Raw genomic sequence first — 20,061 nt, 5'->3', positions numbered from 1 at the left:
GTTAATTTAGCTTGGAAATACGGACAGGGTCGCCTGGCTTGATTTGCAGCAGCCCAGTGGTGATGATGGTGTCGCCCACGTTAAGCCCTTCCAAAATTTGAATATTACGCTCCTGTCGTATTCCTGTATTTACAATAACGGGCTGCGCTTTGCCATTTTCGTAGCGGAAGACTTTTTTATCATTTAGTTCAGGGATGATAGCCTGAGTGGGGACCAGGATGGTGCCTGCAAATTCCTCCAGCTCCACTTGCACATCAGCAAAAGCGCCGGGCAGGATGTGACCGCCGGGGTTGGGTGCCTGTGCCTTAAATCGAAGGGTGCGGGTCTCCGGGTCAATATTCGGCTCTTTGGCGATGACGGTAGCCTGAAAGCTATTTTCTTTACCATCAAGGCGGAAATTCACCTGGCCTCCGGTTTCAATCGCCCGGCTGTACTTTTCTGGTACGTCAAACTCCAGCTTGATGGGGTTGATGCTCACCAGGCTAACGATGGGCGTGCCCGGAGAAAGGTAGCTGCCTTCAGAAACCATGCGCAGGCCGAGGCGTCCCGCGAAAGGTGCGCGGACCACTCGTTTTCTCAACTGTGCATCGACCAGTGCAATATCGGCTTCTGTTTTTTCGACTTCGGCGGCTGCCACTTCGTACTCCTGCAAGCTTACACCTTCTTTGTCGTAGAGGGCTTTGAGGCGCTCGGCGATTTTTTCGTTAAGCCGCCGTTGGACGACGAGTCGTTTGCGTTCGGCCTGCAGCTCGTCGTCATCCAATTGCACCAGCACCTGCCCGGCTTTTGCATAGTCTCCTTCCCGGAAGTTAATGCTGATGATCTTGCCAGCCACCTCTGAAGTGATGGCGACTTCTTCGTTGGGTACGGTAGAACCGTTGACGGAAATGGCATCGCGCAGCGAGGTTGCCTGCGTGACAATCGCTTCAACCGGAGTTTGAGGAGGGGCTTCCGGTTGGGCTGCATTTTCGGCAGCAGCGGCGTTTCGAGGTTGATCTTTACCCAGGATGTCGTCCTGGAAGAAGAAAAACAAGGCGGCTAACAGGGCAATGGCCAGCAGGGCCGCAATGCGGGTGGCTTTTCTTGACATAGAAACAGGGCATTCTTAGGAGTGTGCCTTTCCGACACAATGTGTTAAGTTGTTTTAGGTTAACCCATTCCCTGAGGTATTAGTTGTGGAGGGGGATAGATTACGCCAGATTCTCATACAGGCTGGATGTAAGCGGGCGGTACTTGCTCCGTAAGCCACACGCCGTTATCCGAACGAAAAAACGAATACCCGTCTGCAAACATACGGGCCGAATCGACCTTCAGTAGCGCTAATTTGCCGTGCCGGGCGCCCACTTTTGAGGCGGTCTCTATGTCCGGTGACAAATGCACATGATGCCGCTGTTGCTTCAGCAGCCCTTTTTCATAGATGCTGCTAAGGAAACGGGTGGCCGTTCCGTGAAAAAGCACTTCGGGCGGTTCCTGAGGTGCATACTCCAGCTGCACGGCAATGGAATGCCCCTGATTGGCCCGTATGCGTGTTCCATCCGGGGAAAAGGCAAAGCGCTGTTTATCATTTTGAGCAACTACCGCTTCCAGGGTAGGCCGGTCGAGGGATTGCCCGTTTCTTCGGAAGGCGGCGAGCAGAGCGTCCACCCCACACCAGCCCTGAGGGTCCAGTTCAAGGTGGTAAAGCTCCGGTTTGTGGCGTAGGAGCAGGCTTAGTTTTTTGCTGATTTGCTTGTAGTCCTGAGGTGTCATGGCCGGGTTTCCTGGTTTTTTACGAAAGTTAAGGTTTGGTCGGTGAGGTTGAAGCCGGTGAGTGTATCCCGGCCATGCTTATTGAATACGCAGCCGGTATCGATATTGATCACTTGCTTTTCGGGCAGACTTTGGAGCTGCAGTTCGGTAGCCTCTGTATTTTGCGGCGTATGTCCGTGTAAGAGGATGCGCCCATCGAGCCAGTCGTAGTTGATGTCCCGATAAAAGCCACGGATCCAAAGCATGGCATTCAGGTCTTGCAAAGGCTCCGGCGCTTTGAAGTTCAGGCCGGCATGGACCAAAAGGTAAGGGCCCACCTCAAGGTAAAGGTGCAGCCGGTGCATGAAATCAAGATACAGCTTGGGGATATGCATGGGGTTGGCATTTTCGGGCAGGCTAAAGCTTTGGAGGGTGGTGTTACCGCCATTTTTTTGCCATAAATCAGCCATGCCAAAAGCAGCAGGGTTTAGGCATTCCAGCAGCATTTCCTCGTGGTTGCCCATCAGGCACTGTACCCGGTAGCCATCTTTTTGCAGGGCCAGGATTTTATCGATTACGCCTTTGCTGTCCGGCCCGCGGTCGATATAATCCCCGAGGAGGAATAGCTCATCGGAGGGGCTAAGCTGGATTTCGTTCAGCAGGGCATCGAAGGTTTTGGCACAGCCGTGGATGTCGCTTACAGCAAATTGGGGCATTATTTTCTTACTTTTGGAAAGGAACCGCCCACGAGGGTGAAATCGTTCCCAACATGATTAGACTTTTTTGGAATTTGCTGTTGGAGCGAATTTCAAAAATAGTCTTAGAAAAGCAGTTTTATGACCGATATACAATTGCTACACACACCACTTCAGCCGCAGCAGTGCATTAATTTTGTAGGTAGCCACAGCGCCGGCGCTATTGATGTATTTATTGGTACGGTGCGCGATAACACGCAAGGCAAGCGCGTGCTCCGCCTCGACTTTGAGGCCTACGAGCCTATGGCTATTAAGGAAATGCAGAAAATTGCCGATCAGGCCAAAGCGCGGTGGCCGGTGGAGAAAATCGCCTTTCACCACCGGGTGGGCACATTGGAGCTGGGCGAGATTGCCGTGATCATTGCCGTTTCCACCCCTCACCGCAAAGCCTCCTTCGAAGCCTGCGAATTCGCCATTGATACCCTAAAGCAAACGGTGCCTATCTGGAAGAAGGAAATCTTTGAAGACGGGGAAGTGTGGGTGGCAGCGCACCCCTGAATTACTTTACAATTTCAAATTCTGTACGCCGGTTCAGGGCACGGCCTTCGGGCGTCTCATTGGTGGCAATGGGCCGGCTTTCCCCGTAGCCTTTGTAGCCCAGGCGGATGGGGTTGATACCATGGGAAGCCAGGTAGTCGCGTACGGCTTTGGCCCGGGCTTCGGACAGGGCGAGGTTGTCCGCTTCCTCCCCCACATTATCGGTATGGCCATTGATGATAATGCCCCGTTCCGGGTTGTCCTCCAGAAAAGACTTGAGCTGGTTGAGCTCTGGGATAGACTCCTGCTTGAGCTCTGCGGAGCCGGAAGCAAAGAATACGTTGCGGAGCACCACAGGCGCGCTGGGTTTTTCCACTGAGATATCCGTTTCCGGCACGGGGCGCAGTTCGATAATGAGTTGGTAAGGCTCCGTCAGGTCTGTCAGCTCGCTAAGGGCGAAGTTTTCCGAATGGAAGAGGTAGCCTTCCTTGCTCACATTGAGGGCATAGTCCTGCCCCATGGGCAAGACCACGAGGAACTGCCCGCGCTCATCGGTTAGCCCCTGTTGGTGTGTTTTTTGAGTATTGAGGCGGACAAACTCCAGCTTCGCCCGGAGCGGTCGCTTAGACACTGCGTCCCTTACGGTAGCTTCCACATAAGTGGCAGGCTGTGGGCGGGCATCCGGATAAAGGCCGAAGGTGTAGAGGTCGGCATTGCCCATTTCCTGGGTGCGGGCTGTGGGGCCGAGCTGGTCCGTATCGAAGTAGGCGGTTTTGCCATCGAGGCTTACAATCAGCGCCCCTTCGTTATTAGCGGTGTTGATGGGATAACCCAGGTTGTAGGGGCGGCTCCAGGAGCCATCGGGTTTGAGGCGGGCCAGGAATAGGTCGTACTGCCCCATGCCCGGGTGGCCTTTAGACATGAAGTAGAGGGTTTGGCCATCGGGGTGGAAGAAGGGCGCCTGTTCGTTGAGGGGCGTGTTGATCATATCCCCCAGGTTTTGCGGATCGCGCCAGGAGCCATTAGGATTGCGGCGGGTAACCCAGAGGTCGAGCCGGCCGAAGCCCCCTTCCCGGTCGCTTACAAACAGCAGCAGGTTGCCATCGGCAGAAAGGGCGGGCTGAGATTCGAATCCTCCGGTATTGACAGGAGCGGGCAGGCGTTCGGGATCCTGCCAGGTGCCGTTTTCCTGACGGGCATAGTAGAGGTCAAAATTGCCACTGCGATCGTTGCGGGCAAAGGCCATGGCGCGCCCATCGGCGGAGAGGCTGGGGCTGCTGTCGTTGAAAGGCGTATTGAGGGCGTCGAGGGGCTGGCCAGGGCCCCAGGTGGAGTCCTGCCGCTGACTGATGAAGATGTCTTCGTTGCGGGGTGTGGTGCGGGTGGTGTACACCAGGAATTCGCCATTGGCATTCATGGAAGGCAGGTACTCGGGCCGGTCGGTATTGATGGTAGCGGGCAGGGGTTGTGGGGCGAAGGGTACAGGGTTTTGAATCGCTTCTGCGGCGAACTCCGCGCTTCGGAGCAGCTGCCGGGCTTCGGTCATGCGCTTTTGGGGTACCTTGCCGGTAGCGAAGTAGGCTTTCAGGTGGATTTGAGCTTCTGCATATTTTTGTTGTTCAAACTCGGCTTGCGCCAACAGGTAGTAGGCCAGTGGAGCGTAGGTGCTGTCGAGGCGCAGTGCCGTTTCAAAGCCCGATTCTGCTTTTGCGAAAGCGCGCTGCCTAAGGTGGAGGTCGGCCTGCATGAGGTGGCCATCGATAAAGGAAGGCTCCTTTTCCAGGAGTTTGTCGAGTACTTCAATTGCAGCGGTATTTTGACCGGCATTGATGTGGCTTTGAGCAGATTCGTACTGTTTTTCCGCTTTTTTATTCAGGTCTTTAACGGTCAGGTAGTCTTGCCCGTAGAGGGAGAAAGTCAACAGCAGCGGCAAGGCAGCGACAAGTAGGCGCATAGAAATATGGTTTTTGCTCTACTTATTAACGTTGTAAAAGAAGGTATGGTGCGGTTGCCTGGCGATATTAGGGCAACAGCCCGGCTTTTTCAATCACCTGGTGCAATTCCTGATACGTCTGGTCTGTCAGCGGCACAAGCGGGATACGGGTCTCCTTGCTGCAAATGCCGATCATTTCCAATGCTCCTTTGATGCCGGAAGGGTTGCCATCCACGTAGAGATAAGGATGGATGTCATGAAGGCGGTCGTTCCACTTCCGGGCGGCTTGCAGTTCACCAGCTCTCGCGTGGCGCACCATGTTGGAAAAGGCATTGGGAAAAGCATTGGCAATTACCGAGATCACCCCGGTCGCCCCGCAGGCGATCATGGGAAGGGTCAGGGGGTCTTCGCCCGACCATACCTGGAAATGCGCCGGTTTATCCTTGAGAATGGAAATGGCTTGCGCCAAATCGCCGGAAGCCTCTTTCACCGCCAGAAAACGGTCGCTGCTGTGGGCAAGGCGGAGGGTGGTTTCCGCCTCAATATTGGAGCAAGTCCGCCCCGGTACATTATAAATGATAACCGGCACAGGTGAAGCCTCCGCCACAGCCATATAGTGCTGATAGATACCCTCCTGAGAAGGCTTGCTGTAAGCCGGGCTGCTCGACATGATAGCGGCGATGCCTTCAAAGTCGTATATTTTGAGGGCATTGACCAGTTTTTCGGTGTAATTGCTGCCAAAGAGGCCTGCGACTACAGGCACACGCCCCTTGACTTCGCGGACGGTAAAGGACAAGACCTCCCGGCATTCTTCTGAGCTTTGTGTGATGGCCTCTCCGGTCGTGCCCAGAGAAACGATGAAGTCGACACCACCCTGAATGGTATGCTCAATCAGGCGGGACAAGGCGGGAAAATCAATAGCTTTATTGCGAAAAGGCGTAACAAGGGCAACGCCCGTGCCACTAAGTTGCGGTTGCGGCTTCATAGGGCGTATTGGTTTTGCCGAGCAGGTTTTCCATTTGAGTGATAAATGCGGGCAGGCCGGCTTTTTCCGGCACCTCGATCATGAGGTCGTAAGCGTAGGTATGGTCTGTGGAAGGACCGACCCGCAGCTTGGCTTTAGAGAGTGCGGCAACGTACTCGCTCCAGAGGGTGCTCTGCAGCCCGAGAAAGAAAAGCAGGTCGAAGGATTGGCTCATAAATTCCCGTACTTCCTCACCTCTGGGGCAGTAGCGCCAGTCCTGGTCTTTGGGTGAGAAAGTGCGGAACGGGAATTCCTCGCCCTCCTGATGCTGACTGAGGTAACCCAGCAGCCGAACCTGTTTGCCCTTTTTACGGAGCTCGTCGGCGTATTTCAGGATGCGCTTGCGGTGGTCAGGCTCATTGGCATCAAATAGGATACCAATAGATTTCGCTCCTTTCCAGGTCACGGCACTGCGGTCTTTGGAAGGTTTGCGGTTATTCAGTTCATTATGCAAAGCCTTGAAGTGAAACTTCAGGCGCAGGTTTTTCAGCATACCCATAGAGGTTTATTTGTGGTGGGTAGTCGTTGGCTGCTATTTGGCATCTTCTGTAGCCACCCGTTCATAAACACCAATCTGACTGTACTTGTTGATGCGGGCGTCGATCCGGTCTTCAGGTGTCATATCCTGCACCTCAGCGATCGCTTTTTTGATTTGGCGCTTGAGGAGTTTAGCCATTTCTTCGGGAGCAGAGTGTGCGCCACCGAGGGGCTCTTTGATGATGCCATCGATGATCCCGAATTCGTACATGTGGTCGGCGGTGAGCTTTAGGGCTTCGGCAGCCTGTTCCTTATAGTCCCAGCTGCGCCACAGGATGGAAGAGCAGGACTCCGGAGAAATCACAGAGTACCAGGTATTTTCCAGCATATAGACCCGGTCGCCCAGCCCGATGCCGATAGCGCCTCCCGAGGCACCTTCGCCAATGACCGCGCAAACCACAGGTACTTTCAGCTGAGCCATTTCAAAGAGGTTGCGGGCGATGGCTTCCGCCTGTCCGCGCTCTTCAGCTTCCAGTCCCGGGAAGGCACCCGGAGTATCAATCAGGCAGACTACGGGGTAACCGAAGCGCTCAGCCAGCTTCATGAGCCGCAGGGCTTTGCGGTAGCCCTCCGGGTTGGCCATGCCGAAGTTGCGGTACTGCCGCATTTTGGTATTCACCCCCTTTTGATGTCCGAGGATAACCACCGTTTGCCCGTCGAGTGAGCCCAGCCCGCCCACGATCGCCTTGTCATCGGCGTAGTAGCGGTCGCCGTGGAGCTCGACAAACTTTCGGCACATCTGCTCAATGTAATATAAGGTGTAAGGCCGCTCCGGGTGGCGGGAGAGTTGTACCTTCTGCCAGCCAGTGAGGTTGCTGTAGATTTCTTTGCGTTTATTTTTGATCTTGTTTTCCAGCTCGCGCGTCATTTCAGAAACGTCGACATCGCCTTCTTTTCCGACCTGCTTGATTTTTTCGAGCTGTTCGTAGAGGCTTTCTAAGGGCTTTTCAAATTCGAGGAAAACCATAGTCCTAGTTTTTGTTAGAGTGGGGTACGAGCTGTGCTTTCGATGAGGCGATTCGTACCTGTAAGTCACTCCTTTGGCGTATTGATCAACTAAAGTGGTATTCGTCTGGGGTTTAGAGAACCACAAAAGTAGCAATAAGGGTAGAGAGTCGGAGGGTGAAATATTTTTTTTCACTTTTTTTTAGCGAAAGGTTGCATCGAATTAAAAACGCGTTTATATTTGCACTCGCAATGACGCAATAGCGGCGTTGGTTGGTAAAAAACGAGAGCCAAAAGCGGCTTTTAGCTAAGAAATAAAGGTCCGGTAGTTCAGTTGGTTAGAATACATGCCTGTCACGCATGGGGTCGCGGGTTCGAGTCCCGTCCGGACCGCTGAGTAATTTTCACGAAAAGCTGCATTCACGCTGAATGCGGCTTTTTTATTGGCGTTCAGCCCGTTTTCCCTGCCTCCTGTTCCTGCCTTTTCTTGCTTCAAAGCGCCTATTTTTGCCCCTTTTTTTCTATTATTGTTCTACAAAAATCAGGTATAGTGAATTGTAGAACTATGTTGAGCTACAGTGCTCGGAAAGATGGGACGAAAGCCATCAAACTGTACATCTTCCACGATGGTGAAAAGCGCTACATCTCTACTGGCTTGTACGTGCTGCCCGATCAGTTGAACTCAAAGGGGCAGGTCGTCAAATCTCACCCGCTGGCCAGGCAGTACAACGCGAAAATAGCAGGGCTCCAAAATGAAATACAAGCCTTCCTGCTGGATGGGGGCAAGCTATCGGATTATGGGAAGAAAGAACCGAAGTCTTCCAGCCTGTTAGGCTACCTGGAGGACTTCATAGCTACAGATCAGTCGCTGAAAGCCTCTACACTTGGCGTGTACAGGTCTGTGCTCAAGCGACTGCGCGAATACGAGAAGTATATGGGCCTTAAAGACCTTAGATTCTCTGATATCGACCGGGACTGGTACTACTCGTTCTCGAAATATAATCTACAGAATGGATGTTCAAACGCTGGTCTTGGCAAATACATCAAGACGATCAAGGCTGTAATGAGATCGGCACACGAACAGGGTTTGCATGATAATGCCGAATATCAAAAGGCTTACTTTGTTACGCATCGGTCATCAACCAGTCACAAAATATTCCTCACAGAAGGCGAGATCGCACAAATAGAAAAACTAGACTTGTCTTACAACCCTTCACTGGAAAAAGAGAAAGACCGATGGCTGGTTGCCTATTATTTCTTAATGCGGTTTTCTGATGTGGTTAGAATCAACCGCACGAACATCGTACAGAAGGAAGATCAGCTATTCCTACAGTACAAGAGCGAGAAGACAGATATCCGGGCTACCGTGCCGGTATCTACCAAAGCTGCCCGCCTCCTGGAGAAATACAACTATGATCTGAGCTTCACAAGTAATCAGCAGGCTAACAGGGAGCTGAAAAGGATTGCCAGCATGGCCGGCATTAATTGGATAGTCTCCCAGGGGAAGCAGAGCGGGCCGAAAAGCCAGTTCGTGACCTTCCATACAGCCCGGCGTAGTGCGGCGACTAACCTGCATCTTCAAGGTGCCAGTCTGAAAACTATAGCCGATATTGGTGGCTGGAAGAAATTGAGCACTGTGGAAATTTACCTACGGGCCAGTGGGATGGATAGTGCGAAATTGGCAAAAAAACTAGGGTTTTTTGATTAAATTGCGGAATCAGATATACGAGTTTAAATGCTAGTTCCACTAAAACAAGGCTTGAAACTGCTTTTTTCCCATCGGTATCAAATAATGTTCAATTAGTTTAAATGCTAGTTCCACTAAAACAAGGCTTGAAACTTGTTCTTCGCGGCATTGATCGTAATCACAATCGCTGTTTAAATGCTAGTTCCACTAAAACAAGGCTTGAAACGTGTTCGATTTTTCCTAAATGAACGGTTGAAACCAGGTTTAAATGCTAGTTCCACTAAAACAAGGCTTGAAACAACTTTCAAAATCAAGATTATACTAGCCCTGCCGGGGTTTAAATGCTAGTTCCACTAAAACAAGGCTTGAAACTGAAAAATTTGAAATCAACCCCCACTGACATGGTATGTTTAAATGCTAGTTCCACTAAAACAAGGATAGAAAAAGCCCCAGGCAATCGCCCAGGGCCAACAAACATACATATGAAAAAAACTATACACTCCAGCCTGGTGGCTTGACTTTCTTCGCCTTGCCCATGTACAGGGCTTTGCTCACACTTCGGCTTCCCTGACAACTCCATTTCAACCTGCTCCACCAATTCGGGCTCTTCGTCCAGTGTGGCGCGATCTTGATCTTCGCGCTCCTGGCACAGTAGCTGTTGCCTTTGTCGGTTCCCGGGCGGATGGCGCTGCCTGGCTTTCCGAACCGGCACAAGAGCTTACCGGTAGCCGTGTAGACTGCCGTTCGCTTTGTGCCGTTCAGACCTTCATGCAGATAGAAGGTGCGGCTTCGGATTGTGATTTTGTACCAGCCGCGCATCATATCCCAAGCAACGTGAAAATAGACGGCTTCTCCGGCTTCCGCGCCGTCACCGTTTCATCTGTCCGCGCCGTGTCCACACCGATCAGGTCATACCGGTCCGGGCTCTCCGTCCAGCGCAACAGATTCTCATAGGTGGGCTTCAGTCGCTTTTTGTTGGAGTACAGCATATCTATGAAGGCACCGCTCGGGTTTTGGATGAGGGGCTGTATCATTTGCCCCAACTTACGGACCTGGGCTTCGCTGAGCTTCACGCCATCCTTTTCGGCTGCTTTGAGCTGGTTGCGGATATACCCGATATAGCTCTTGTTGGATGCCTTTTCCTCCAGGTCAGCGTACTCTTTTTTGAGCTGCTCCCGCTCGGTGGCGCTCATGTCCTTTTTCTGCGTATTCCGGATATCATTGATCTCTTGCTCGATCACCGCTACCGGGCTACGGCGGGAGCTGGCAGGCTTGCTCTCGGGCTTTTTCTTTGGTGCCGGTTCGTTTTTCTTGGCGGCTGGTTTGCTGGTGCTGGCCGATTTCGCTGCAGCTGGCTTTTTGTTATCAGATTTTGATGAGGCCTGTGCAGTTTTTGATGTTTTTGGCTTCGGTTTCGGCTTACTCTTGGGCTTCGTTGTGCTTGCCTTTGGCTTGGATGCCGGCTTATGTTTGTCCTCCTTATGCTTTTCTACTGTGCTTTGCTCAGTGCATTTACGGGCGAAGCTGGCAGCATTCATAATGAACACTGGGTGTCCTTTGTCATCAAAGATAATGTGCTCACCAGGTTTTGCTGTTACCTTACGGCTGGCGTTGCCGGTTCCTTTCAGGCTTACCTCGGTCGGTTCCTTGACGGTGACGTGGTAGTGCTGGCAGTGCAGGACCACAGGTTGGAGTTCTGCCACCGGTACCGCCTTCTTCCAAGAATAAGTATCAGGCTTTGCCTTCTTCTTTGGTGCCGGTTTTTTCTTATCAGTAGCGGGCTTCTTTTTCAAGTCAGTCGGCATACCTCCCATGTCCATTTCAAAGGTATAGCCTTCTGATTCCAGCCGCTCCAGATATTTGCGCTGGTCTTCATAGGACATTTGCCCGCCTTCCATGTCCTCAAACATCTGCTCTACTATTTCACGAGCAGCCTTGGGAAGCTTCTCTGTTGTTTCGAACAGGTCTGAAGCTTCATTCGCCGGCGCTTTGGCAGTTCCGGCAGGTTTTGAGGCAGCCTTTGGCGCAGGCTTTTTTTTGGGGAAGTCGCGCTGAAGGGCAGCAAGGATCTGCTCGTCGTAGTCCTTCCACTCTGCCAGGGCTTCTTTGTACTCTGGCATATTCGGCTGAAGGGCGTACATAATGTCCTCGAATTCCTCCATGGCTTCAAAGTTCTCTTTGAACTTCGTAGGCAGGCCTTCGATCTTCTTGCCGATCTCCTGCACGTATGCTTTGGCTTTACTCTCGTGTTTCATAGCTCTCGTTTTATGCTGCCAACTGCAGCAGTTTTAGTTTCTTCTTCTTTTTGGCTTTCGCGAGTTTGAGTTTAGCCTGAGCTCTGGTACCAGGTTTTGGGTTCGCTTCCTGGGCGGGCTTACTATGCTGTTCGATCAACTTTGCCTCTGCCTCTGGGATTTGATCGATTACGTAAGCTTTGAAGGCTTCTGCGGGCGTAACAGCTTGGTCTTCGAATAATGCAGCGCCTCCGGAGTTGCGCAGGGATTGATTGTAGGAAAGGATTGATTGTTTGAACTTACGCTGCCCCATTGAGATCAACCGGCTAAGGTATACTGCCTCCTTGCTGTACTGTTTTTCGGCAAAAAGCGCACCTTGGTTGATGTACTGGTCAAAGGGGAGCCCGGACGCCTTTTGGTCGTTCAGGTACAAAATAGCTTCATTCACCTGTTTGATCAGGCTGCCTTCCTTTAATGTGTTGTTGCTCATCAGGGCAGGGATGGCATAGACGATGACGCGGCGGGCTTGTTTCAGACCATCACGCTCAGTCGCTTTTAGGGCTGCTTTGTCCAAGACAATACCAGCCAATACGCTTTCAACTAACTCCTTTCCGGCACTCGTGAAGTAGCCTTCGTCGTAGTATTCCGGGACAGACTGCTGCGTAACCAGGTTGCATTGGATAAGCATATCGAGCATTTCCTTCTGCGCGTTGCGGTCGCTGTAGAAATCGGACATCCGCTCGTAGTTATTCAGCATAATGGGTATCCTCGCCGAGCAAAATTCATTTTCGCGCAAAGCATTACTGCGCTCGATGGCTTTATCCACCTGGCGTTTGCCTTTCATGTCCGATTGGTTGTACTTCGCCAGTTCCTGGGTTTGGAATGCCGGGAATCCGTAGTCAATCCGGACCAGGAAGGGCAGCCCAAATTGATTGAGCGAGTCAGGGGCGATACCGAAGGCGGGCAGTTCTTCTCTCAGGGCATCAACGTAAGCTTCGTACTTCTCCGGATGCTCCCGCTCTGCTAATTTCAGGCTCATCGTCCGGTTGTTGCCAGAAACAACAATCCATTCCCCGCCAACTTGCTCCCCGGCAACAATCGGCGTGCCGCTGGGTGTCCGGCTGGTGGTGATCAACTGGAAGGGGTCAAGATTTTTAGCCATCTCCTGCACCCGGGCCTGCGCGGCCTTATCGTCTTCGTAGTTGCGGTCGTTGATGTTCTCGCCCTGGGCATTCGTAGGATAGCCTGGCGTACTGGCAAAGGTCTTATGGCTATGGCTGGCAAGGGTATTGTCCAGCTCGACCAAAGCGAATTGTGCGCGGCGCTTTTCGCCGTTGGGCAGGCTCAAAGTAATTTCTTTGCCTTTTACGACTGGCATTGTGCGGTTGATAGCATCCTGGGCTGTCATTGGAATGTTCGTTTCTTTGGTAGGCTTTTCCTCTAAAATATACTTCTCATACCCTTCCTTCAATGTCTGCACCGGTGGCGTGGTCTTCCAAAAATCAGCCGACATGTAGTCGTTGGCAAAGCACCCTTTTTCCTCAGCGTACTCCTCAATAGAGGCTCTAACTTGGTCGTCAGGCGTTTCCAAGTAAGCAGCCAGCAAAAACCCGAGGGTATTGACTTTTCTCTCCACCAGGCTCCAGCCACTCTTTGCCGTTATGCCAAAATTTCGACTGGTCCCCTTCAGGTCGATCATCGTGTCACTGTCATACTGCCCTTTTAGGTTGCCCAAAGCTTTGGTATAATTGCCCGCTGTGTAACTGTAATCCTTTTCGACAAAAGCCCGGTAAAGCGAAGTCGCAGCCGCCTTTACGATTTCCCGGTCTTTGGTGAACTTATCAAACATCTTTTCAGCATCTGCCTGAATCTCCCTGTCAACAAGTTCTCCAACCAGATTAGCGGGCATTTTGCCATCTAGCGCCAAACTAATCAGCCTATTCAGGGTCGGGCCTTGCCCCCTGATTTCGTAGCTCAGGTTCATTACGCTGATCTGGGATTTGATTTCCTCGGTAAATGCCTCGGGGCTGACACGGAAATATCCGTAACAACCTCCAAAATATTTGCGCAGAGCGTACTCGACGACTTCTGAAACATTAAGGGTAGTGGGGTTTGTAGACGCACCAATGCTTGTAGGATTCATTTTGCCGTACTCCAGGTACTTGCCGATGAATTGAGAAAACGTAGGTGCTTCCCAAAAATCAGGGTCAGACATGGACTTTGCGTAGATGTTTGCTTGGCGTACCCAATACTTGAAAACCTCAATAACGTGATTGACGACAAAATCCCTGGTTCGGTTTTCGCGGAGCATCAACGCACCAGAGTTATGTTGCATAGCAGACCGTATGGGCTGATGTACGGCACTGAACAAGTAGGATTCGACGTACTTTAAAGGCAGGATGGTGCCTCTTTCAATCCGGGCATCATCCTTAAAATGCTGCCTTGTGTATTCATCGGCGGCTTTCAGGTGCTCGTAAATCCTGGCGGCTGTTTCTGATTGCGGATTTGGTAGTTCTACCGCATCCGACATGATATGGTAAAAGCGCTCCATTTCCGGGTTGCTATACACACCTCCGCGCTTGGGCTCGGGGATCCAGTCCAGGTCAAATTTTAGGATTTCCAACTCGTCGCCGGGCTCTGTTGCAGGCTGAACTTCTTGGGTTGCCACTTGAACTGGTGGCTGTGCTTCCGTTTCTACAGGTTCAGCCGCTTCCTCCACCTTGTCAATCGCCACCAAAATCGTATTTACGCCAGTAGGGCGGAAAGCAGACTGAAAAGCGCCGGGCTCGTTATCCTGAACGAATGCGCCGATCTCATCCAGCCATTCTGAGAACTCCCGGACTTTCTGCCGGGTGCCTTGCTTGTTGTTGGCCATAATAGCGACGAGCTTTCCGTCCGGATTGAGCAGGCTGTAGGCGTGGCGCACGTGGTCGATGTCTGCGAGGTTTTCAAAAGGCGGGTTCATCAGGATGCGGTCGAACTTACGCTCGTTGTATTCCAGGAAATCGCCTTGCACGACTTGCTCATAGCCTTTTTTGCGCAGGGCTTCTACCAGTGGCCAGTATTGCTCAATCAGAGTAATGTCGATGCCGGGGTTTTCTTCGGTGGCAACATCCGCCAAATGGCCGAGGCCTGCGGAGGGCTCACAGACCCTATCGCCTTCCTGTATATCGAGCAGGTCTACCATCGTTTCAGCCAGTGGGCGGGGCGTTGGGAAGAACCCTTCGATCTTTTTACCGACAAACTCCCGCTCCAGGCCGCGTATCTCTTTTTCGCGCTGCTCTTCGGGTGAAAGCACGTCTACCTTTTTGAACTGGATGTACTCGCGCAGGGCGGTTTTTAGGGTGGGAAGATTGACCAGCCCCATCCGCTGTATTCGGTCTAGGCGTAATATTTCGTCTTTGATATAAGACTGGTCGTACCGGTCGGGTACCCGCTCCACAATGCGGCGCAGATCGTCAATCTCGCTTCGGTAGCCCACTTTTACTAGGTGGTCACCTTGGCGCTTGGCCTGCATCATTAATTTGCCGATACGCTTCATGCGCATGGCAATGCCTTTGGTGTTTTTGATGGTGGCGAAGATGCGGTCAAGGCGCTCAAAGTGATAAGTGGGGATGGGGTATTTGACGTACTCTACACTCTTGTTATCGTCCTTGGCATCCTGCCATAGGTCGTACCGGATGTCCTCTTTGCGCATACGCTCGTAATGCGCCCGGTTGAGCAAGGATTGCAGCTCGGTCAGCTGTACCATACTGTCCACCAGGCTGAGGTATTTGATATTGCCGTCCTCAATGCCCTGGGCGATGTTGCGCATGACTTTGGCGAACCAAATTTTGCCTTCGGCATCGGCTTCGGCGCTTTGGGCCATCCGGACGCGGCGGGCCGTATTCGTCTTTCTGTCGGCAGACAAGCTTTCGCGCCCTTCCGCTTCCATCTTATCGGCAGATGCGCGGAACCGGTCGGCAACGGTCATCTGCTTATTCTGTATTTTTTCCTCTATCTGTTCGCCACGGTCTACATCGCCTTTTTGCAAGGCCATAAATTGTTCAGCTGCAGTTTTTTCTTTGAACTGAAACCCTGGGATTGCCCCGCCTCCCTGGTAGCTGCTGTACCATCCGCCAAGGCGTTTGGCTTTGCCCTTCAGCTCGTTGAAAACTTCCCGGTCTACGCGGTCAGAAAGCTCAACTACGAATAAGTCATAGCCTTTCTTGGTGTGCTTGGTTTCTTTCAGCTCCATGCCTACGCCGTCCAGGTTGACCTGGCTGACCGTAGCCCGGCGCTTGGCTTCCTCCTTTTGCTTTTCAAGGGTTTGGTCGGCAATGAGCTGTTCCAAACGCTGATTTTGCTCCTCTGTTAGTGCAGATCGCCCTTTCCAGCGTATGAAGGTTTGAAATTCGCTTAGCGTTTCCGGGTTTTCCAGGGCTTTCCGGCGCTCCTCGATGGCAGTTTTGCGGCGCTCGATGTATTCATCCAGTTCTTCCTGTGTCTGCCCTTCTACTTTTTTCTTTAGGGCATCTTTCATGCTCTCCCCGCCGAACGGATTGTAAGATACGGAGCCGGAAAGATTGAATGACATCAGGAAATCATCATAAGCCCGGTCAACCGCCTCTGCTTTTTTGGCATCGCTGTACATCCGGTACATCGACTTTAGCTCTTTGAGGGTGTACCGTTTGTTGATTTCTGCCTTCAGCTGCTCCTCATGCGCTACCGCCTGGGCAAAAAGCTCTTTGATACGGCCGATATCGGTGATTTCGCCGTTCCTGATTTGCTCGTCCGCTTGTTGCAGTTGCTCCAGTGTCATAGATGCTGCTATTTTGCCCGTAGATGAATCAAATTTCCTGGCACCACCTTTTCTCCAGGAAGCGCAAAAAAATGATGGTGAGTATTAGAATGACCATCCATTGGAACCATTTGCTATTGATGGCGGTAAAAAGCACATCCAAGCCGGTTACTGCTGCTTTGCCAGTTGCTTCTGCTGCTGCCATGCTAGAAGTATTTTTTAAGGTTGATAATCAGCATGAGCCCGGCGAAGATGGCCAGGCCAGTCAGCCATAGTTTTAAGTCCTCCTGTTTCATGTTATTGTTTTTTTTTAAGCAGGCAGAGCCAAAGCCCTGCCCGCTTTTGAAGCTACGCTCACACTCCTGCAATCAGCAGTGTGAGCGTTTGATTACTGTAGCGCCGGGTCTTCCTGGTCAGGCTGTGCCGTGTCCGGATTTTCGCCGTCCGGGGTGTTGGGCTTGCGCTGCTCGGTCAGGCGGTCGATGGCCACGCTGAAGTTGAGCAGGTGCTTGATGGCGTCGCGCAGATCGGTGTTGCCGACCTTCTCGATCAGGATTTGGTCGAGCTGGGCGAGTTCTTCGTCCGTCAGGTCGTCCCACTCTTTGCCGAGCTGCCCGGCTTTGTTGATGAATTGCACGAGGCTGGCACCGGCGGCAGGGCCCAGGCGTACCAGGTCAACCAGGTCTTCCCCGTTTACCTTGCGGTCATCGAGGTAGATGGCGTCGTACAGTTTCCAGAGGTCTTCGGCGGTATCTGCGCCTGCTGTGAAGGCGTCGATGCCGTACTGATTTAGTGTTTCCATAGCTTCATATTGAATTAAGATTGAAAAATAGCTGCCGTTCGGCCCGGGGGCTTCCCGGCAGCGGATTGAACAACACTCTCTTTAGTCTATGCTCTCCACTTGGACGAACATAGGGCTGTCCTCCAGGAAGCACTTCGCTTCGATGCCGTACACGCTGTAGCCTTGCCGCTTGGCGAACATCTTCGCAAAGTGCATACACGCCCAGCCGCCTTCCTGATGGTCGGCAGGTGGGGCCAGGAGCACACCGCGCCGGCCGTCGGGCCAGTGGGAGCGCAGGAACTCGATGAGCTCCTTCTCGATCTGTGCGCTGGATTTGTCGGTTTTGATGTACACCAAGACGTCGCGCAGGTAGAGGCTTTTCCATTCGTAGGCAGCCGCCTGGGGGTCGTCCAGATCGACCAGTATTGGGTCGAGAAAAGACAAAATACCAAGCGCTGCCTCTTGCGCCGGGGTCATCACTGCCCATTTCACATGGAAAATCTCGCCGGGCTGCGTCTGAAGGCTCAGGTTGCGCAAGGGCATTTCCGGCTCCGGTGTCGGCTCGTCGGGTTCGTCTCCTGGCTCGTCTGGCTCGTCGCCGGGGTTGTCCGGGTTGTCGCCGGGCAGGTCATCTTCCGCGTATTTGTCGAGGCGGATGAGCCCGCGCCCGTAGTCGTTGTCCTTCCCGGGTGCACCAAGGTCGGTTGCGCCGGAGGTCAGGACGTGCTCCAGGTCTGCCATATTTTTGATCTCCGGGAATACACCGAGCAGGAGCGCCGTACAGCCGACTGCGAACGGTGTGGAGTAGCTTGTGCCGCTGCCGGTGCGCATTTCTTCCTCTCCTGGCCCGCAGCCAAGGTTGGACACGCCGTAGCTCATGTAGTCCACGCCTTGTCCTCGTGAGCTGAAGGGAGCCACGCGGTCATTACGGTCTACCGCGCCGATAGCAAACAGGATTTCGCCCAGCTCGTCCGGGCCGATGTTGCCGGGGAAGTTCACGCCGTTGTTGCCGCTGTTGCCAGCTGCCGCAAATGCGAAATGCCCTTGCGCCCGGAAGTCCTTGAAGATATCCGCAATCTCCTGATTGAAGCCGCCACCGCCGTACGAATTAGTGATAATTACGGCATGGCCCTGGTTTTGCAGGTTGTTGGCGATGTCCCAGGCGTGTTCCAAAGCGGTGGCAATCCAGGAGTACATTCCGGAACCGCCACGGTTGAGTAGCTTTTCGCCTGACCAGCTCCACCAGTCCTCCGGAACACCTGGGTACCGCAGCGGGCCGATGGGGTTTTCATTGAACCCAAGCACCTGGCTGGCGCAGAAGGAGAAATGCCCATGCTCGTCCCAGGGGTTGTTGTCGGTGGTGTGGTCACGTCCGAGATCGCGGAAGTTTTTGGCGATGTACTTATTCCGGGATTTTGCGCCGGTGTCCAGGACGATGATGTGGACCTTGCGGCGGATGCCGTGCTTTTGCAGCACATTTTCCACGAATGCGCCGATCTGTGCTTTCTCGATCGGGTAGTTCGTTGTGCTGCTTGCGTAGGCCGCACTGACGGGCAGGGTCGGCTCGGGTGGCAGTACCACGTCGAAACCTTCCTCCAATTGCCGTTTGTAGTGCTCCAGGGCTTGCTTTTCCAGCAAGCGTTGAATGTGTTTCATAGCTTCAGTTTTGTTCCCGCCTTCGCCTGTTGGCTTCGGCGGGCAGGGAATAAGTTATTGGGTGATGGTGTCATTCGGAAGTTCCGGGTCGGGGACGGGCCATCTTCGCCGGGTGAGGATTTTTACGACCTTTGCGCCAGGCACCGGGGGCTCCAGCATAAGTGTGAAGTCTTCCGGCTTGGGTACTCGGTCGAATACCAGGTACACGAAAGCATCCTCCATGTGATGCGTGACGGTGATGGTCTTTTCCTCGAAATTTCCGAATGAGATGGGGTGGCTGGTTTCGTAGCTCCACAGCACGTCGGCTACATAGAGCTCGCTGCCTTCGGCTACGTCGATGGTGTTGGAATAGGAAACCGGCACCGATTGCGGCTCCTGGTCCTGCTTCATGGCGCAGTCGGTAACGCCCATAGCGATCAGGGCAAGACCAACCACGAATGTGAGTTTGCGTTGCATAACTTCAGTGGTTTTGTTAGTCTTTTCCTGATTTTCCTGTGCTGTGCGCCTATCGGGCGTCTTTCTTCGTTAGAAGTACGCTGTACGTCAAATGAAACCCTGCGGCGTGTACCCATATCAGTGCCAGCCAGACTATTGCCCAGCTGCCGATGTTTTCCCAGCGCTCCGTGGAGAACTGGTAAAGGTTGGATGCGGCAAGAACCAAAGCCAGGCGTTGGAAGGATAAGTACCCTGTCTGGAAAAGGTGCCAGCCGTCTGTGAGCCATACGAAGATGGTGGTGGAGCCCGGAAACTTCGGGCCCTGGTTGACATCTCCGTTTTTGTATTTATTCCGCCACGACACAGCCGGATTCCAATACTGGCTGCCCTTTGGGAAGATGGACTTCGAATAATGAAACTGTAGCTTGTCCATTGCTCCGTTGAAGGCACCGGCTATGGCGTAGGATAGTATGGCGGCTATTGCTGTCCAGATCATAGCTATTGCCCTTCTATTGCTTGAACTCTTGTGTTCAAATCATCGACTGCTGCCTGTATGCTGGTCAAATTGGTATTTACGGTTGAGATATCAGTTTGAGCCGTACTTAGGTCAGATTGCAAAGCAGTAATCTGATCGCTCAAAGCAGTAATCTGTGCCTCTATGCCGCCAAGATCGTAGGGGAAGGCATAGACGCCTTGTTTTTGACGCATGTAGGCGTTGACTGGGCCCTGCCAAATCTTGAGGGTCTTTAGGATGTACTCTACCTGGCTTTGGATGGTTTGGACACCATTCAGATTGATAACCGACTGGCTGTTGTTCAGGGTAGCCGTAGCGACCATATCTACGAAGTAATCCCGTGAGTTCGATGGTGCAGTAAGGTAGCGGTCGAAGAACGGGCGAACGGAGATACTGTAGTCCGATGTGTCGGCCACTTCATCAAGCGCGACTTCGTACAATACATCTCCGATGATGCCCCGGAAGGCAGCGTCCTTGAATAGAGAATCCCGGATTTCTGGTTGTGCTGTTGTAGGCTGCGCAATACTCAAAAATGGCATTGCCATTGCAATAAGGAGAATTAAGTGTTTCATAGC

Annotated in this window: 18 protein-coding genes, 1 tRNA gene and 1 CRISPR repeat array; of the genes, 3 read left to right on the top strand and 16 right to left on the bottom strand. The window is 52.6% G+C overall.

Annotation, left to right across the window (positions count from 1 at the left end; all coding sequences use genetic code 11):
• Position 1 precedes the first annotated feature (1 nt).
• From MRY86_RS02735 to MRY86_RS02725, 3 genes are all read right to left on the bottom strand, one after another.
• Positions 2 to 1,090: an efflux RND transporter periplasmic adaptor subunit gene (locus MRY86_RS02735; RefSeq protein WP_293569121.1), complete on the bottom strand. Its 1,089-nt coding sequence runs from the start codon at positions 1,088 to 1,090 to the stop codon at positions 2 to 4.
• Between the two features lie 113 nt (positions 1,091 to 1,203).
• Positions 1,204 to 1,749, bottom strand: a complete 546-nt coding sequence (locus MRY86_RS02730; RefSeq protein WP_293569119.1) for an RNA 2'-phosphotransferase — start codon at positions 1,747 to 1,749, stop codon at positions 1,204 to 1,206.
• Positions 1,746 to 2,444: a metallophosphoesterase family protein gene (locus MRY86_RS02725; protein WP_293569117.1), complete on the bottom strand. Its 699-nt coding sequence runs from the start codon at positions 2,442 to 2,444 to the stop codon at positions 1,746 to 1,748. Before MRY86_RS02725 ends, MRY86_RS02730 begins: the two co-directional genes overlap by 4 nt.
• Positions 2,445 to 2,564: 120 nt before the next feature.
• On the opposite strand from MRY86_RS02725, the gene MRY86_RS02720 reads away from it, so the two are divergent.
• Entirely contained in the window at positions 2,565 to 2,981 is a 417-nt protein-coding gene (locus MRY86_RS02720; RefSeq protein WP_044218283.1) for a molybdenum cofactor biosynthesis protein MoaE, read from the top strand.
• Position 2,982: 1 nt separating this feature from the next.
• Here MRY86_RS02720 and MRY86_RS02715 read toward each other — a convergent pair whose 3' ends face one another.
• The 4 genes from MRY86_RS02715 to MRY86_RS02700 form a co-directional block, all read right to left on the bottom strand.
• Entirely contained in the window at positions 2,983 to 4,914 is a 1,932-nt protein-coding gene (locus MRY86_RS02715; protein WP_293569114.1) for an OmpA family protein, read from the bottom strand.
• A gap of 67 nt (positions 4,915 to 4,981) precedes the next feature.
• On the bottom strand, positions 4,982 to 5,878 hold the full coding sequence (gene dapA / locus MRY86_RS02710) for a 4-hydroxy-tetrahydrodipicolinate synthase (protein WP_293569112.1): 897 nt from the start codon (positions 5,876 to 5,878) through the stop codon (positions 4,982 to 4,984).
• Positions 5,856 to 6,410, bottom strand: coding sequence for a hypothetical protein (locus tag MRY86_RS02705; RefSeq protein WP_293569110.1), 555 nt, complete (start codon positions 6,408 to 6,410; stop codon positions 5,856 to 5,858). The genes dapA and MRY86_RS02705 overlap by 23 nt, the downstream gene beginning before the upstream one ends.
• A gap of 39 nt (positions 6,411 to 6,449) precedes the next feature.
• On the bottom strand, positions 6,450 to 7,421 hold the full coding sequence (locus tag MRY86_RS02700; protein WP_293569108.1) for an acetyl-CoA carboxylase carboxyltransferase subunit alpha: 972 nt from the start codon (positions 7,419 to 7,421) through the stop codon (positions 6,450 to 6,452).
• Positions 7,422 to 7,718: 297 nt separating this feature from the next.
• Between MRY86_RS02700 and MRY86_RS02695 the strand changes: the two genes are divergently transcribed.
• Positions 7,719 to 7,792, top strand: a tRNA-Asp gene (locus MRY86_RS02695).
• 157 nt (positions 7,793 to 7,949) lie between these two features.
• The gene (locus tag MRY86_RS02690; protein ID WP_293570995.1) at positions 7,950 to 9,107 is read left to right on the top strand and encodes a site-specific integrase; all 1,158 of its coding nucleotides are present in this window, start codon (positions 7,950 to 7,952) and stop codon (positions 9,105 to 9,107) included.
• A 21-nt stretch (positions 9,108 to 9,128) separates the two neighbouring features.
• A CRISPR array of direct repeats spans positions 9,129 to 9,531; the repeat unit is 37 nt; unit sequence GTTTAAATGCTAGTTCCACTAAAACAAGGCTTGAAAC.
• Positions 9,532 to 9,578: 47 nt separating this feature from the next.
• On the opposite strand, the gene MRY86_RS02685 is transcribed toward MRY86_RS02690, so the two are convergent.
• The 9 genes from MRY86_RS02685 to MRY86_RS02645 all read right to left on the bottom strand — a co-directional run bounded on the left by MRY86_RS02685 (position 9,579) and on the right by MRY86_RS02645 (position 20,058).
• The gene (locus MRY86_RS02685) at positions 9,579 to 9,908 is read right to left on the bottom strand and encodes a hypothetical protein (RefSeq protein WP_293569104.1); all 330 of its coding nucleotides are present in this window, start codon (positions 9,906 to 9,908) and stop codon (positions 9,579 to 9,581) included.
• The gene (locus MRY86_RS02680) at positions 9,905 to 11,341 is read right to left on the bottom strand and encodes a hypothetical protein (RefSeq protein ID WP_293569102.1); all 1,437 of its coding nucleotides are present in this window, start codon (positions 11,339 to 11,341) and stop codon (positions 9,905 to 9,907) included. Before MRY86_RS02680 ends, MRY86_RS02685 begins: the two co-directional genes overlap by 4 nt.
• Positions 11,342 to 11,351: 10 nt before the next feature.
• The gene (locus MRY86_RS02675; protein WP_293569100.1) at positions 11,352 to 16,121 is read right to left on the bottom strand and encodes a methyltransferase; all 4,770 of its coding nucleotides are present in this window, start codon (positions 16,119 to 16,121) and stop codon (positions 11,352 to 11,354) included.
• A 28-nt stretch (positions 16,122 to 16,149) separates the two neighbouring features.
• Positions 16,150 to 16,305 (bottom strand): hypothetical protein, encoded by a 156-nt coding sequence (locus MRY86_RS02670; RefSeq protein WP_293569098.1) that lies wholly within the window; start codon positions 16,303 to 16,305, stop codon positions 16,150 to 16,152.
• A 183-nt stretch (positions 16,306 to 16,488) separates the two neighbouring features.
• A complete protein-coding gene (locus tag MRY86_RS02665; protein ID WP_293569096.1) occupies positions 16,489 to 16,902 on the bottom strand; it encodes a hypothetical protein in 414 nt (137 codons plus the stop codon).
• 81 nt (positions 16,903 to 16,983) lie between these two features.
• Positions 16,984 to 18,537 (bottom strand): S8 family serine peptidase, encoded by a 1,554-nt coding sequence (locus tag MRY86_RS02660; RefSeq protein ID WP_293569094.1) that lies wholly within the window; start codon positions 18,535 to 18,537, stop codon positions 16,984 to 16,986.
• A 54-nt stretch (positions 18,538 to 18,591) separates the two neighbouring features.
• Positions 18,592 to 18,993: a hypothetical protein gene (locus MRY86_RS02655; RefSeq protein WP_293569092.1), complete on the bottom strand. Its 402-nt coding sequence runs from the start codon at positions 18,991 to 18,993 to the stop codon at positions 18,592 to 18,594.
• 49 nt (positions 18,994 to 19,042) lie between these two features.
• Positions 19,043 to 19,468 carry a hypothetical protein gene (locus tag MRY86_RS02650; RefSeq protein WP_293569090.1) on the bottom strand — a complete coding sequence of 142 codons (426 nt, stop codon included), beginning with the start codon at positions 19,466 to 19,468 and terminating at the stop codon, positions 19,043 to 19,045.
• 2 nt (positions 19,469 to 19,470) lie between these two features.
• Complete coding sequence (locus MRY86_RS02645; RefSeq protein ID WP_293569088.1) at positions 19,471 to 20,058, bottom strand: hypothetical protein; 588 nt, start codon at positions 20,056 to 20,058, stop codon at positions 19,471 to 19,473.
• Positions 20,059 to 20,061: the final 3 nt, after the last annotated feature.

This window comes from Phaeodactylibacter sp. (genome assembly GCF_022763345.1).
Classification (GTDB): Bacteria; Bacteroidota; Bacteroidia; order Chitinophagales; family Saprospiraceae; genus Phaeodactylibacter.
This window is presented reverse-complemented; position numbering and strand designations above follow the sequence as displayed.

Coding starts and splice junctions, on each gene's coding strand:
- MRY86_RS02735 (WP_293569121.1), bottom strand. CDS start 1,090: ATGTCAAGAAAAGCCACCCGCATTGCGGCCCTGCTGGCCATTGCCCTG.
- MRY86_RS02730 (WP_293569119.1), bottom strand. CDS start 1,749: ATGACACCTCAGGACTACAAGCAAATCAGCAAAAAACTAAGCCTGCTC.
- MRY86_RS02725 (WP_293569117.1), bottom strand. CDS start 2,444: ATGCCCCAATTTGCTGTAAGCGACATCCACGGCTGTGCCAAAACCTTC.
- MRY86_RS02720 (WP_044218283.1), top strand. CDS start 2,565: ATGACCGATATACAATTGCTACACACACCACTTCAGCCGCAGCAGTGC.
- MRY86_RS02715 (WP_293569114.1), bottom strand. CDS start 4,914: ATGCGCCTACTTGTCGCTGCCTTGCCGCTGCTGTTGACTTTCTCCCTC.
- dapA (WP_293569112.1), bottom strand. CDS start 5,878: ATGAAGCCGCAACCGCAACTTAGTGGCACGGGCGTTGCCCTTGTTACG.
- MRY86_RS02705 (WP_293569110.1), bottom strand. CDS start 6,410: ATGCTGAAAAACCTGCGCCTGAAGTTTCACTTCAAGGCTTTGCATAAT.
- MRY86_RS02700 (WP_293569108.1), bottom strand. CDS start 7,421: ATGGTTTTCCTCGAATTTGAAAAGCCCTTAGAAAGCCTCTACGAACAG.
- MRY86_RS02685 (WP_293569104.1), bottom strand. CDS start 9,908: ATGATGCGCGGCTGGTACAAAATCACAATCCGAAGCCGCACCTTCTAT.
- MRY86_RS02680 (WP_293569102.1), bottom strand. CDS start 11,341: ATGAAACACGAGAGTAAAGCCAAAGCATACGTGCAGGAGATCGGCAAG.
- MRY86_RS02675 (WP_293569100.1), bottom strand. CDS start 16,121: ATGACACTGGAGCAACTGCAACAAGCGGACGAGCAAATCAGGAACGGC.
- MRY86_RS02670 (WP_293569098.1), bottom strand. CDS start 16,305: ATGGCAGCAGCAGAAGCAACTGGCAAAGCAGCAGTAACCGGCTTGGAT.
- MRY86_RS02665 (WP_293569096.1), bottom strand. CDS start 16,902: ATGGAAACACTAAATCAGTACGGCATCGACGCCTTCACAGCAGGCGCA.
- MRY86_RS02660 (WP_293569094.1), bottom strand. CDS start 18,537: ATGAAACACATTCAACGCTTGCTGGAAAAGCAAGCCCTGGAGCACTAC.
- MRY86_RS02655 (WP_293569092.1), bottom strand. CDS start 18,993: ATGCAACGCAAACTCACATTCGTGGTTGGTCTTGCCCTGATCGCTATG.
- MRY86_RS02650 (WP_293569090.1), bottom strand. CDS start 19,468: ATGATCTGGACAGCAATAGCCGCCATACTATCCTACGCCATAGCCGGT.
- MRY86_RS02645 (WP_293569088.1), bottom strand. CDS start 20,058: ATGAAACACTTAATTCTCCTTATTGCAATGGCAATGCCATTTTTGAGT.